The sequence below is a fragment of the Paenibacillus sp. TC-CSREp1 genome (genome assembly GCF_050171015.1).
GTDB classification, from domain to species: Bacteria; Bacillota; Bacilli; order Paenibacillales; family Paenibacillaceae; genus Paenibacillus; species Paenibacillus silvae.
This window is the reverse complement of the sequence record NZ_JBNOKM010000005.1, coordinates 188,905-202,605: the sequence shown is the minus strand read 5'-3', so window position 1 is coordinate 202,605 and position 13,701 is coordinate 188,905. Positions and strand designations below refer to the sequence as shown.

Sequence of the window (13,701 nt, the reverse complement as noted above, 5' to 3'; positions counted from 1 at the left end):
TTCAAATTATTTAGCTAATTTTGATAAAAAACCTTGCGGGACACAATCGCAGTGGTTACCCACAGAATCAGTGCAATGACGGCAAAATAGATCCAGGACATCGCCGCACTGAGTCCAAAATTAAAGCTTTTGAAGGCCGTATCCACCACCAGCCGGCTCGTCTGATCACGGATGAAGCTGTCCACAATGGTATAGACCAGATTCGTCAGAATCAGAGGGCTGAGCATTGGAAATGTGATTTTCCAGAAGGCTTCGTATCCCGTTGATCCTTCAATTTTGGCAGCTTCATATAGAGATGGAGAGATGGATTGCAAGCCAGCAAGGAAAATCAGAATCTGCACACCGGACTGGCTGACAATTTCGTAAATCCGGCTTACTGCACCTGTCAAATATTCAACCAGGATCGGACTCATGCCAGACTCAAGCAGCATAATGGTCAGATCCAGATTTTTCATAACAGATAAACCGCCGCCCGTCATATCGTTTGCATTACGGACAACGGATTGCATCAGGTCGCCGTTTTCGATGCTCGCAATAATGCCTGAAGCCAGAATAACCGGCAGAAAAAATATTGCTCTCGCCAGCACCCTTCCACGGAACTTCTGATTCAGAATAACGGCAAAGAACAGACTGAATATGATGATTAACGGTGTATTCACCACAATATTGATTACCGATTCCGTCAACATGCGCACATAGGATTCGTGTGAGAATAAAGCCTCGCGGAAATTGGCCAGACCAATAAATTCCAGACTAAAACCTTCGTTAGACACCTGCAGATTGCTCAGACTGTAACGGAACGACGAGATCAACGGCACCATGAACAGAAAGAGGAACCCGAGGAACCAGGGCAGGATGAAGTACAGACCGTAATATCTGTTTTTTTGCTCCAAGGATAATTTTTTGAATTTCATTCCGGCGTGTCACCTCCTACCTGATAGCTCTTCGCTGCCACATTTACACCGTTCACATTCACAGCAGCATCGTTGTAATTCACAATGACTGTTTTTCCTTTTTCATACGTCGTCTGATAGACACCTTCGCTCAGCTTTTCATGTTTGACAATGATTTGATTCTGCACGTCATGCAGCACCTCGTTCAGCTCAGCATACCGTTCGGCCGATTCCTGAATCCAGCGCCGATAATCGGCTGAATATAACTCGTCGAAGCCCGTCAGCTTGATCGCGGACGGATCAGCGTGGAACCACGTATAGTACGGCGCTGAGCCCGTTTCAATCGCTCGCAGCATCTGCTTGAGAGAATCCTGATCCTCAGCCATATTCCATGCTGTACCTGTGTATTGAATGTAGCCGTGATAGACCAGCTGGAAAAAAGGAACCGTCTCGTCCGTGATGTTAAATCCACTGCTGCTCATCGGGGCGTCTACAATATGTCTGGCATAAGGACTGGCGTACACATTGCCACCTTCCAGTAGCAGAGATGCATCCGAGGAAGCCTTCACTTGCTCAAGCTGCTCTACCACAACCTGCTTGGCTTGCTCACGATTGATCACCTTAGCCCGGTTGTAATCGGAATGAAGCTGATCACCCAGATCGCGCAGCGAAATGCCCTTGAGTCCGAGCGGTGCATAGTCCTGCATAAATCCGTTTACAATGCCAGGTACAGCCTCGGGACTGAGAACATACCCCGGAGATGCCTCTTCGTCCCGCGTAAACGTAGACATGCGATACGGGAATATTTGCGCAAGTTTGCCCGTAATCTGACGGGACGCGTACGATTTCCTGAATGCATCAGCCTCCGGAAACACCTCCAGAAAAGATACATCCGGGTACAACCCGAAGCCATTTTCTTGCATATATGCCTGAAGGCTTTGCAAGCCCTTTATCCCTCCGAGCTTCTTATCAACCTGGATGGACTTCGGCAGATCGTGATGAACCCCTCCGTTGAACCATCCCGAGTATTGCAGCTGGATATCCTTTACTCCCAGGTCCTGCATCTCCTTTACGATATCCTGCGCTTCTTCAAACGTGGTCAGCGGCTCATAGGCATTGTACGGGATACCAAGGAAAAACTTTTTCTTCGGAATGCCACCGATCAGTTCCACATAAAAAGGAAGTGTGGTATCATCCGCCAGGCGCGTGAGCTGCTTTTGCCCAATCAGATAATCCCGATACCTGGAAGCCATGCCCGAATAACTCGCATCGTCCGCATTCAGGAATTCGTAGACAACAGCCATCTCGTTATGAAAAGGCTCTGCCTGAAACCGCTTGACTGTGCTGGAACGCCAGCCATTCGTAAGCGTGACCTCCTCCATACTGCTTAGCGCAAAGCTGGAATGCACGGTGTTGTACTGATTCAACCTGCCGCTGATATCTGCCTCAACGGAGGCAACAGCATCCCCTTTATCAATGACAGCAAGGTATCCCTTGTCTCCGTAACTCATACCAAACACGGGCATTCTTGCTTTCTGCTCCTTCTGAATCTGTGTAAGCTGGTTGATCGCATGATCACTGCCGTACAGCGCTGTACTGTAAGGTGAAGCATACGTCTTTTTGTTGTTAAAATAAATCAGGGAACCCGACCCGTCAGGCACCAGACTGTAGCCTTCTTCCTTAGGCCCGCTTGCTCCGAAGAACGGCAGCAGGGACAAGGATTGAATTTTCATCGCTTCCGGATATTCAATGCCATTCTCGGGTATCGATACCCTCAAGCGTCCATCTTCGAGTCGATAGTGAACGGGTACAACCACATTGGCGCCCCCGCTTTCTTCCTCTCCGTAAGCTGCTTTGTCGATGGCAATCTGAGCTTCATCATAGCCGATGGATTCAAAAATACGGGTGACCTTTGACAAGCCCACGCCCTTCAGAGAGGAGTCCCGTCTCTCATAACGTTTGTTCTGCTCATCATGACGAAAGCGCTTCTCGATCTCCTTCTGGTCCTTCTCCTCCAGCTTCGCGAGAATCAATGTGTTAAAGCGTTCCTCGCTAATATATTTGGGGATCGCTTCGATATCACTTTTGACTTCGCCCAGCGTGTATACGATGTTGAGTCCATGCTCTACTTTTTCAATCTCGAACTGACCACTCTGTACACTATGTGTAAAATTATCGTATTTCAGCGCATTGCCCGCATTATCGTAATACGTCAGCTCAAACTGCACATTCAGCTGAGACTTGTTATACCCCGTGGCAATGGCATCCTGCTCCCGATCCTGCGGATTGGAAAACCATATCACACCGTTCTGCTTATCCTTTACAGCAATCTCGGTCGTCTCCGGCTGCAAATACAGGATCAGCTCATTGTTCTCCGCGACAGCTTCCATACCATCAGGGACAGGCATCTCGGCTTGAGCAGATTTGTTCGCAGCCTTTGCCGCTGGAGTCTTTGCAGCGTCTGAGGTCACAGTTACATCAGAGGAGCCCTCCTGTGAATTATCCTTGCCTGCGCGATCGGTTTGAACTGCTCCAACGCCAGCATCCTGCGTATCCGCCGTTTGCTGCTCTGTAACCGCCGGTGTTTCGCCCTCCGCATAATTCACACTTTGTGTAATTAACAGACTGCTCATGAGTATGACCGCAACTATAGCGGTACGTTTTCTTTTCATCTCCGGTACCTCCTTCCTCTCCTATTCGCGCAGCGTGATCTCTTGATAGAGGGTGTAGCCAAAACTGATGATCTGCTGGATCAAGCTGAAGAAAAGCAGGCCCAGAAATATAACAACACCCATCACAACGAGTGTGAGCAGCATGGTGGTGATCGTTTTCATGACCGAGTATTGATGCACCGTCTTCGTTCCGATAAACAGCAGCCATATAAACCAGAGCATAGCGAACGAATCCAGCAAATAATAAAAGGAGGATTCACGCAGTGTAATGACATTGCTCAGCAATATATTCGGAATGTTGACCAGGACCAGTGGAAGCATCGCATACCCGGTCGCAATCATAATATCCTTGAACTTGCCCTCCCCATCCATCAGCGTGGTCAGCGACCAATTGGAGATACACCAGAGCAAAAAAGGGAGCACGATATACTTGAACTCGTTGATGCTGTTTAGCGACAGCGGATAATTGTCATTCACGACATACCCTGCGTACTGGCGTTTTACAATCATCGTTACCGTCACTGCAAGCAGTACCAGGAGCGCCACACGCAGCCTGCCTTTATTTTCATATTTCAAATCCCAGTATCCGTCAAAAGGGCGTACAGCTACATGCAGAGAATATTTGAGTTCCTTAATTAGCGACATCTCCGATCCTCCTCTCATTTCTTGCTCTGGCGATGCGGCGCCATGCAATGACTCCGATCAGCAGCCCGATTGTTATGGTCATGTACATGCCGAAATACTCTCGCATATATTCTCTGCGATACTTCGCGAGTGCCTTGGAATAATATTCACGATCGTTGCCAAGCTTCAGATACGTCATCGCTTCCTTATATTTTCCTTCCCGCAGCATCGACTTGCCGATCCCGACATAGGCCATCTCATAATTGGCATCCAGACGCAATATTTCTTCCCACAGCTTGGCGGCTTCTGAATGTTTTCCCGAACTGTATAATCGATTGGCTTCATTCACCAGGCTCCCGAACGTTGTAGCTTTAAATTCGGTGATCCGGCCCAGGTCACGATCCAGCACATAGATGGCATCACCGTAGCTTTCAACCGCCACCGGATTTTTGAACGTGCCCACCTGATTGCCCAGTTGACCAATGACATACAGTAAATTGCCGTCTTCGTTATACGTGAATACACGCCCTCGCGTGGAATCCAGTGCACGGTAAACTCCATGACTGGACACCTTGATATCAATGAAGGAGGAGCGGTTTATGCTCAAGTCCCCGACAGGTGCAAATTCACCGTTAACCCGGAGCACGTCGATACCTGATGGATTCAGCCTTTTGACTGCAGATAGCGTATTTTTGTCCGCTGTTGTTGTGTAAATAAAACCACCATCATCCACATCGGCGTTGTTGAATTCAAGCGGAATAAAGCGAATCATTTTCTCCCGCTGCTCCTTGGTGGACACCGTTTTCCAGAACAGATCAACCGGGTCAAACTGCACACGGTTCGTGCCCATGAAGCCGGTAAAACGTCCATCACTATCAAACTCGATCAAGCCTTCATAGACACCCCGGCCAACCACATAGATGCGCCCTGCTTTGTCCACAATGACTTTTCGCGGAAAATATTCAAACGTATCACTCAGCACATCTGATTCCGGCGCACCAATGGCACGCACAAATGAACCGTCCTGATTCAGCTCCACAATTCGTTTATTTTCGGTATCTGCTACGTAGATCTGTCCCGCCTCCGTAACGAAAAGCCCCTCTGGATTCAGAAAGCGGTCCTGTTTGCCGTCATGTTTAAAGTCTTGTATGACACGAACCGTTTCCCATTTCTCATTTAACACAACAATTCGTGCATTCCCTGAATCCAGAACGTAGAGCAGACCATTCTTCGCAGCATATAAATCCAGTGGAGATTGCCACGTTCCTGTTCCAGCCTCATCCCCTGTAATGACTCTGGAAGGGAGAAACGCAATCGGTGATTTTACCGCATCTCCCCAGTAGTTGTAGGTATATCCCTCATACGGTGCCGCATGAGCCTGGTTATGTCCGAGTCCGGCAATCAGCAGGGAAGCTGCCAGAACGATCAGCCATGATTTCACTCTCATCTCTAACATCCCCTCCCTTAATCCTTCATGCCGGATGATGCCATCGTTTGAATGACATTGCTCTGCGACAATACAAACGTGACGATCGGCACCGTCATCATGATGACAGCTACAGCAGCCCCTACCCCTGCACGGGCAATTCCGCCCTGCACAATCTGTCCCATGGCATAATGCATCGTTTTGAGCTGCTCACTGTAGATGAAGCTTCCGCCGTCCGTTCCCCACAACATCTGCATCATCAGAATGAGCAGCGTCAGCCAGGCCGGTTTGACAAGCGGCATTACCACCTGTAAGAAAATCCGGTATTCGCTCGCGCCATCCATTTTTGCCGCCTCCAGCAGCGCATCGGGAATCTGCTCCATAAACTGCTTCATCAGATACAGGCCGAGCGGATAAGCAAAGGCCGGGATAATGATCGCTTGATATGAGTCGAGCCAGCCGAGTGTTGACATGATCATATAATTCGGGATGGCTGTTACATGCGGCGAGAACATCAGCGACAGCACAATAACGGTGAACAATACTTTATGGCCGCGAAACTTGTGTTTTGCCAGCGGATAAGCCGCCGCCGAGGCCAGAATAATATGACCAAACGTACCTGCCGCTGTAATGAACACCGTGTTAAAAATGTATCTTGAGAAGGGAACCCATGAATTTTTCATTACCTGAAACAGATCAGAGAAATTTTCAAATGTCGGGTTCCGAACAAACAGGGTTGGCGGAAAGATGAACAGCTCATCCAGCGGTTTAAAGGCATTGTTGATGACATAGATGAGCGGAACCGCCATAAATGCACCGAATCCGCCAAGCAGCAGAAACAGCAGAACATCGACCTGCCAGGATCGGTTGATTTTTCGTTTCATACGCAGGGCTATCTTCATCTGCTATTCCCCCACTCTCTTCAGAAGCTTTTGAACAAGCAGGTTGGAGCCCAGCATCAGACCGAACAGCACCGTTGCAATGGCCGACGCATAACCCATCTCGAAGCGGATCGTTCCGTAATCCATCAAGTGTGTAACAATCGTATGTGCCCCATACTGCACACTCGGGAAACCTGCCAGTGCAGTCGCCACTTCCGCAACCGCCAGCGAAGCCGTAATCTGAATAACGGCACCAAACATCAGCTGAGGGCGCATCGAAGGCAGCGTAATATACCACAGCTCCTGCCAGCGATTCTGAACCCCGTCAATCGCTCCTGCTTCATACAGCGTACGATCCACCGTCTGCAGACCGGCGATAAATGCCAGGAAGCTCGTGCCCAGACTGAGCCACAGCTGTACAAGCATAATGATGGCAAGCATATATTTCGGGTCCTGAAGCCACAGGATCGGCTCATAAAGAATGCCTGTTTTCATCAGAAAACCGTTCATAATGCCGTAGGAATCCCCGGAGAAAATAATCTGCCAAATAAAAAACACGTTGCCCGAGATTGAAGGAGCAAAAAAGATCAGGGTCATAAACGCTCTTACCTTCGGATTCAGCTCATTGATGAGCCACGCAAAGACAAAGCAGGCGATGTAGCTGATCGGGCCGGTAACGACCGAGAAAATAATTGTATTTTTGAGACCAATCAAGAACACATCATCATTCCAGAGCAGCTTGGAATAATTCTCCCAGCCGACCCATTGCGGAAACTCCAGCATGTTAAAGTTGGTAAAACTGAAAAAGATCGAGATGATGACTGGAAACACGGTGAATAGCAAAAATAACAGCATATATGGGGATAAAAGGACGTACAGATGTTTATCCCGCTTCATATCTCTGACAAAGAGTTCCCATCTCCCCGGCATGCCTGCAGGCGTGCGCTTGGGCTGAGAACCGGCTTTGGTCACAAGGTTTGCCTTTTGCAAAAGAGTCCCTCCCTAGCGCATTCCGTCCAATTTAAACTCTTTTCGTTTCTGCTGAATTTCGTAGTTAATTTCCTGCACATAATCGTATAAAGCATCGGTTGAGTTGGTACCGTTATTGACGACCTCACGCAGTGCGTTATCCAGATGACGGCCTGTGAAGTAACCTCCGGGAACCTCAGGTACGCCTTGTACCCACTCCCACTGTTCTTCCAGACTGCGATAATCACGAATCGGCCAAGGCAGCTCTTGTAATGCTTCAATGTTCGCCGTTGGATACCGCGCAGCAGCACCCATCAGACCTTCCATTTCCCGTCCGAAGCGAACCTGGGCATCCTTGCTGACCCACCATTTCATGAATTCCCATGCTGCATCCTTATGCTTTGACTGCTTGAGCATAACGGTCGCGGTTCCGCCGCTTGCAACATCACGTTTGATGCTTCCATCCTGTTGCTTGAGACCGGGAACCGGGATAAATTCCCACAGCCCTTTAATCTCTGGAGCAGATACAGACAAATAGTTATAGAAGGTATAGTCCATGATGCCGACCGGCATTTCCCCTGTTCTGAAGCGCATCGGAAAATCAAAGGTCAGCGGCAGCTTGTAGCTGGTGTAGAAATCCGTCCACTCCTTGAACGCCTCCAGTCCCGTCTCCGTATCCATACCGCTTCTGGCACCATTATCTAGATAGAAGGAACCGCCCATCTGATACAGCAGCATGGCATACGCCCGATTGACTTCCAAGACGGGTACGCCAGTTGTCTGTGCCAAAGGCAGCGCCATCTCCATGTTGTGTTTTTGCAGCACCGGGATCATGGCATACACGTCGTCCCACGTCTGCGGCGGCTCCAGATCAAGCTGCTCCAGTATATCCTTCCGATAAAATAACATGTTGAAGATCTGCTGCTCCGGCAGCGCAAATACCTGATCCTCAAACTTATACGGAACCATCGCACTATCCCTGAACTGTTTGATTAACTCGTGATAGCCAGGATATGTAGACAAATCCTCAGCTGCATGCCGCATTCCGAAGTTGACCGGCACATCGTTGCCAACCTGCATCGCTACATCCGGGCCTTCGCCTGCCAGCGAGGCACGAAGCAGCACGTCTGCATTAACCAGCTTGAGATTAACGCTAATGCCTGTCAGCGGTGTAAAGGTATCATCAATCATTGCCTTCAGCACCTGCGCCTGGTCGCGGCCTGTACCAATCCAGACGGTGACGGACTTATCTTCATCCGCTGTGCTGCCAATCGTGTCATAATCTTCGAAGAAAGAATGGAAGAACGACGACACCTCATGTCCCGCCTTGCTGAACACCGAATCATTCGCTTTTGGAAGCTTCTCATCAGGTGAGGCAAGCAGTAGATAGTCAATTTCGAGCGGCTGTTCACGTACTTCCAGAAGCCAGGAGCCAACACTTCCGACGTTGATTTTGAACTGGGACAGCCGTTTCTGAACGGTTTCCGGTTTATTCGCCAGATCAGCCAGCTGATAGGCGGTTTTATTCAAAATCGCTGTTTTGTCGCTTTTCTCCCCTGTCAAACGAATTAACTCTTCAGAGACTGCGTTCAGAATGTCACTCTGTTTGCGAAACACATCCACCATATCGGGAATCTGTTTATCCAATTGATAATCACGATACGGGTCTGGCACATTGCCCGTGATCATCAGAATTTTTCGATACATCGCATTGATCTCGAGCACACTGGCTTCAACCTGACGAATCAGCGGTGCGATCGCACCCAGACTCACCTCAAGCTGCAGTTCATGTTTTCCCTTCGTCAAATAAAACAAGTACGGCTCCTCTTCATTGCCCAGCACATTCATCTGCCAATCGGCATCATAGAAGAACGGAATCTGCATCATTTCCTGGAAAGGAACCTTATCATCAATCTGAAGTGAGCGAGTTGAATATATGCCTCTCAGCAGTTCTTGTCGGGCCTTGATCGCTATCTTGTATAAACCATCCTCAGGTACATCCATCTCCCATGCAATCCATTGTCCTGGCACCCGCCAGTTGTTCCCACCAATCGTGTTCATTCTGATCTTGGAAACATCATACGGCTCTGTAGATGTACTGGAGCGATCTGTAACGGGATATAGTGTCGGCGATGACTTATATGAAGCCTGTTCTCCCTGCACCTTGATCAAATGTCCAATGGTTTGCTTGTATCCCTTTGCCTCATACTCCTGCTTGAGCTCTGCATAAGATGGCGGAGCCTCGTAATGATGCAGCTTGAGGGTATCAATCACCACCGGCTCACGTGTAGACACAAGCTTAATGGAATGTTTTCCCGCTGAAAAATAAAACTGGTACGGCTCTTCATAATAGCCCTCTTTATCTCTCAGGATCGACTCCTGCCACTTTGGCGCTTCCACCTGGCGCGGGCGAAGATCATTGCCTCTATTGTCCTGTTCGATTTCAAATTTTTCGTTGACCCATACCCGGTGAAAGCTCATGTTACGTGCACTGCTGAACGGTAACTTCCCATCAATCCACAATTCACGTTCGATGGCAGAGCTTTTCCCTTGAATCGGGTAATAGCGTAATGACATGTGATACATACCTGACTCGGGAACGTTCACTTCCCACTCCACCGAACCACTTTCCTCTGTTCTTATGAACTTGCCTGACTCGCCGCCGAGCTCCGTGATCACCTGCGGGTTCATGCCTTCGGCAGCTGTGTAATCAGCTCCATGGATGACAATCTCCCTCAAAGGCCGCTTCTCGTTCTGGAATTGCTTCAGATAGGCATCATAGCTATCCTCAGCAGCAGATTCAGATATCGGCATGATACGACTCGGATCTGATGATCGACTTCCGGTCTTGGCATCGCCGCTCGCACCGGAACTGGATATCGCATACACCACGACGAGCATTAACGCGACAACGACGATCACCACTCGGGATAATGTGAACTTCACCCAATGCCCCCCTTTTTGCTGACGTTCGTGAAAGGAATAAGATGCGGCCCGCATGATTGGTGTTCCCAGCTGACTCCGCTCGAAAAAAGTATGGGGCCGCACCGTTATGCTCTAACTACCTTGCATCATTTTTTCTTGTCCTGCTCTCCGCTTAACACCTTTTTCACCGCTGCCTGTGCTTTTGTGATAACCTGGGCAACACCTGTCGAAGGTGTGATCTCACCTTTAACAAACTTCTCTGTTACGCTGTCCAGCTGCTCCTTGATGCCCAGCCCACCAAAACGTCCACCAAACAAACGCTGCACTTTGCCATCATCATTCATCGCGTTGGCAATCGACGTTTCATCCGGCAAAATGTTTTCAAGGGAAAGCCTGCGATTATCCTGCCAGTTATCAAAGTCCTGCAGATCTTCCCAGATTTTTACGATGACATCTGCATCCTTCACGCCTTTAGGAATAACGTAAGCTGCGGTCTGACCAAAAGGTTCATGATAGGACTGGGCTTGTGGACCTTTCGGCATGTACACATAACCCCACTCATCCTTGAGCTTATCGAGGATGCGGCCTTCAATCTCCCACAGCCCGCCTGGATACATCGCAATCGTACCTTCCCCGAAATATTTAGCTGGATCCTCCCAGTCATTGCCTCCATTTGCTTTGATCACTTTATGCTCGGTGTACAAGCTGTGCAGGAAGTTAAGCGCTTCCATAGCTTCCGGTGAATTAAACGTGACCTTACCTGTCTGCTCGTCGTATAACTTGCCGCCATTACTCGCGATCAGCATCTCGGAAAGCACGTAATGCGCTCCAGCCAGACCGTATTGATCCATTTTTCCGTCACCATTGTTATCTACGGTCAGCTTTTTCGCTGCATCCAGCATCGTATTCCAGTTCCAGTTATCCTCATCCATTAATTGCTGCGGGTCCTTCAATCCAGCTTCCTTAAAAATGCGTTTGTTGTAGAACATGCCGCTGTCATTTGGTGAATACCAGCTCTCCAGGCCATAGATTTTGTCACCACCAAAACGCATCGAATCAATAACATCCTTCTCTACCCGAGTGTCCTTGAGATAATCGTCCAGCGGTGTCAGAAATCCGCCATGCATAAGTCCCCAGATGAATCCGTCGGGAATTCGGACGATCTCCGCAAAAGGTTCATTAGCTAACACGGAGGAAGACAGCTTTTCAGACGTAGACCAGTATTCTGTATTCAGATATTTGATCTTTACGTTATACTTTTCTTCCACCATTTTGATCCGTTCCCGTGCAAGCTCATCGGATTCCGAATCGCCTTTTGGTGTCGCATCCCACCAGTGAGAGATTCGAATGACACGTCCGTTCAGGTTCGGGGCTGGCTCCTCCTCTTCCACCTTTTCTTCCTTCGCAGGCGTTGTGCTCGTCTCGACTTCAGCTGGCTTCGCGACCGGCTCGGCTGGCTTTTCACTTGTACTCGTGCATGCAGACAAAAGAGTAATTAATGTGGCAAACAAAACAAACAACATGATTTTGCTGATCATCATTTTTTTCAACATGGGCTGCCTCCCTCAAGTAAATGATCCTGCTTTGCTATGCATACTGTTTTACTGTTGACACCAACCGTTACCGTTTGAAGCTCCATAGACGACTTCCAACTGCATACTTACGCCTTACTTGCTCTTCTCTCCCTTTAACACCTTCTGGATGCCAGCTTGTGCAGGTCCAATGATCTGTGCAACGCCTGTGGAAGGTGTTACTTCACCTTTGACAAACTTTTCAGTTACACTGCCAAGAGCCTCTTTTACACCCAATCCCCCGGCACGTGCCCCATAGACCCGTTCAACCTCCCCGTTGTCGTTCATAGCGTTAGCAATGGAGGTTTCATCTGGCAAAATGTTCTCAAGCCATAGACGATGATTCTCCTGCCAGTTATCAAAGTCCTGAAGCTCCTCCCAGATTTTCACAATAACGTCTGCGTCCTTAACGCCTTTCGGAATTACAAAACTCTCTGTACTATTTACCGTATCCAGATAGGTAGCAGCCTTGGGGCCTTTAGGCATGTAAACATAACCCCAGTCATCCTTTAACTTGTCAAGAATGCGACCTTCTACTTCCCATAATCCGCCGGGGTACATTGCAATATTGCCTTCCGAGAAATATTTGGACGGGTCCTCCCAATCATTGCCTGCGTTAGCCTTTATGACTTTATGATCGTTGTACAGGCTGTGCAGGAAGTTAAGCGCTTCCAAAGCTTCGGGCGAGTCAAACGCTGCCTTCTGCGTTGCCTCATCGTACATTTTGCCGCCATTGCTTCCGATGAGCATTTCATGCAGCACATAATACGCACCCGACAGACCATACTGATCCATCTTGCCATCTCCGTTTTTGTCTACGGTCAGCTTCTTGGCCGCCTCCAGCATCGTATCCCAGTTCCAGTTTTGCTCCTCCATCAGCTGCTGCGGGTCCTTCAAGCCAGCTTCTTTGAACAGGCGTTTGTTATAAAACATACCGCTGTCATTCGGGGTATACCACCCGGTCAAGCCATATACTTTATCGCTGCCAAACCGCATCGAGTCAATGACATCCGGCTGGATCTTTGTCTCCTTCAAATATTCATCCAGCGGTGTCAGAAACCCGCCCTGCATCAGCCCCCAGATATTGCCGTCAGGCACACGCACAATCTCGGCGAAAGGCTCATTCGCCATGACAGATGAAGATATTTTCTCCGACGTTGCTCCATAGTCTGTGTTCAGATAAGAGATTTTGACGTTATATTTCTTCTCTACATTTTTGATTCGTTCACGGGCACGTTCATCTGCCTCCGAGTCTCCTTTGGGGGCCGCATCCCACCAATTGGATATTCGAACAGCTCTGCCCTTCAGATCTGCGGCTGGCTCCTGCTTCTCTTCAGCAGGCTCGGCAGCCATTTCTTTGTTTTCTTCTGCTGGCGGCTTGTTCACAGCCTCGGCTGGCGCACCCCCTCCGCCGCTGCAGCCAGCGATGACGGTAACCAGCAAGGTGAACATCACAAGCAAGGTAAACCGCTTCTGTCTCATAAACTTCATCTTACGCACGCTCCCCCTTAAAGTTAGATAAAGATGAATCGGGAACTTGAAAACCAGCAATCACACCTCTAATAGAAAGCGCTTACCAAGATGTCGGGCGTTGATGAAAAGGCTTTCATGAAACCCATTTCATTATAGTATCGCGAAAAGCCCTGGGTCAATACTATTTATGTTATTATTTAGAATATTTTGATTATTGCGGTTTCATTCCTCACATTTTTATGATATTGAAACATTTAAATGTGTTTA

The 13,701-nt window shown here is 48.7% G+C and carries 9 protein-coding genes; all 9 read right to left on the bottom strand.

Going from position 1 to position 13,701, the window contains the following annotated elements; all coding sequences use genetic code 11:
* Window positions 1-14: 14 nt before the first annotated feature.
* Entirely contained in the window at window positions 15-914 is a 900-nt protein-coding gene (locus tag ACQSGY_RS09400; protein ID WP_427051644.1) for a carbohydrate ABC transporter permease, read from the bottom strand.
* The gene (locus tag ACQSGY_RS09395) at window positions 911-3,565 is read right to left on the bottom strand and encodes a DUF5696 domain-containing protein (RefSeq protein ID WP_427051643.1); all 2,655 of its coding nucleotides are present in this window, start codon (window positions 3,563-3,565) and stop codon (window positions 911-913) included. Before ACQSGY_RS09395 ends, ACQSGY_RS09400 begins: the two co-directional genes overlap by 4 nt.
* A gap of 21 nt (window positions 3,566-3,586) precedes the next feature.
* A complete protein-coding gene (locus ACQSGY_RS09390) occupies window positions 3,587-4,210 on the bottom strand; it encodes a Yip1 family protein (RefSeq protein WP_188593207.1) in 624 nt (207 codons plus the stop codon).
* Complete coding sequence (locus ACQSGY_RS09385; RefSeq protein WP_427051642.1) at window positions 4,197-5,636, bottom strand: gluconolactonase; 1,440 nt, start codon at window positions 5,634-5,636, stop codon at window positions 4,197-4,199. The genes ACQSGY_RS09390 and ACQSGY_RS09385 overlap by 14 nt, the downstream gene beginning before the upstream one ends.
* 17 nt (window positions 5,637-5,653) lie before the next feature.
* Window positions 5,654-6,517 carry a carbohydrate ABC transporter permease gene (locus tag ACQSGY_RS09380; RefSeq protein WP_145402681.1) on the bottom strand — a complete coding sequence of 288 codons (864 nt, stop codon included), beginning with the start codon at window positions 6,515-6,517 and terminating at the stop codon, window positions 5,654-5,656.
* A gap of 3 nt (window positions 6,518-6,520) precedes the next feature.
* Window positions 6,521-7,426, bottom strand: coding sequence for a carbohydrate ABC transporter permease (locus ACQSGY_RS09375; RefSeq protein WP_111271181.1), 906 nt, complete (start codon window positions 7,424-7,426; stop codon window positions 6,521-6,523).
* 72 nt (window positions 7,427-7,498) lie between these two features.
* Window positions 7,499-10,411, bottom strand: a complete 2,913-nt coding sequence (locus tag ACQSGY_RS09370) for an extracellular solute-binding protein (RefSeq protein ID WP_427051641.1) — start codon at window positions 10,409-10,411, stop codon at window positions 7,499-7,501.
* Window positions 10,412-10,536: 125 nt separating this feature from the next.
* Entirely contained in the window at window positions 10,537-11,943 is a 1,407-nt protein-coding gene (locus ACQSGY_RS09365) for an ABC transporter substrate-binding protein (protein WP_427051640.1), read from the bottom strand.
* A 114-nt stretch (window positions 11,944-12,057) separates the two neighbouring features.
* Window positions 12,058-13,452: an ABC transporter substrate-binding protein gene (locus ACQSGY_RS09360; RefSeq protein WP_427051639.1), complete on the bottom strand. Its 1,395-nt coding sequence runs from the start codon at window positions 13,450-13,452 to the stop codon at window positions 12,058-12,060.
* Between the last annotated feature and the right edge of the window lie 249 nt (window positions 13,453-13,701).

Coding starts and splice junctions, on each gene's coding strand:
- ACQSGY_RS09400 (WP_427051644.1), bottom strand. CDS start 914: ATGAAATTCAAAAAATTATCCTTGGAGCAAAAAAACAGATATTACGGT.
- ACQSGY_RS09395 (WP_427051643.1), bottom strand. CDS start 3,565: ATGAAAAGAAAACGTACCGCTATAGTTGCGGTCATACTCATGAGCAGT.
- ACQSGY_RS09390 (WP_188593207.1), bottom strand. CDS start 4,210: ATGTCGCTAATTAAGGAACTCAAATATTCTCTGCATGTAGCTGTACGC.
- ACQSGY_RS09385 (WP_427051642.1), bottom strand. CDS start 5,636: ATGAGAGTGAAATCATGGCTGATCGTTCTGGCAGCTTCCCTGCTGATT.
- ACQSGY_RS09380 (WP_145402681.1), bottom strand. CDS start 6,517: ATGAAGATAGCCCTGCGTATGAAACGAAAAATCAACCGATCCTGGCAG.
- ACQSGY_RS09375 (WP_111271181.1), bottom strand. CDS start 7,426: ATGCCGGGGAGATGGGAACTCTTTGTCAGAGATATGAAGCGGGATAAA.
- ACQSGY_RS09365 (WP_427051640.1), bottom strand. CDS start 11,943: ATGTTGAAAAAAATGATGATCAGCAAAATCATGTTGTTTGTTTTGTTT.
- ACQSGY_RS09360 (WP_427051639.1), bottom strand. CDS start 13,452: ATGAAGTTTATGAGACAGAAGCGGTTTACCTTGCTTGTGATGTTCACC.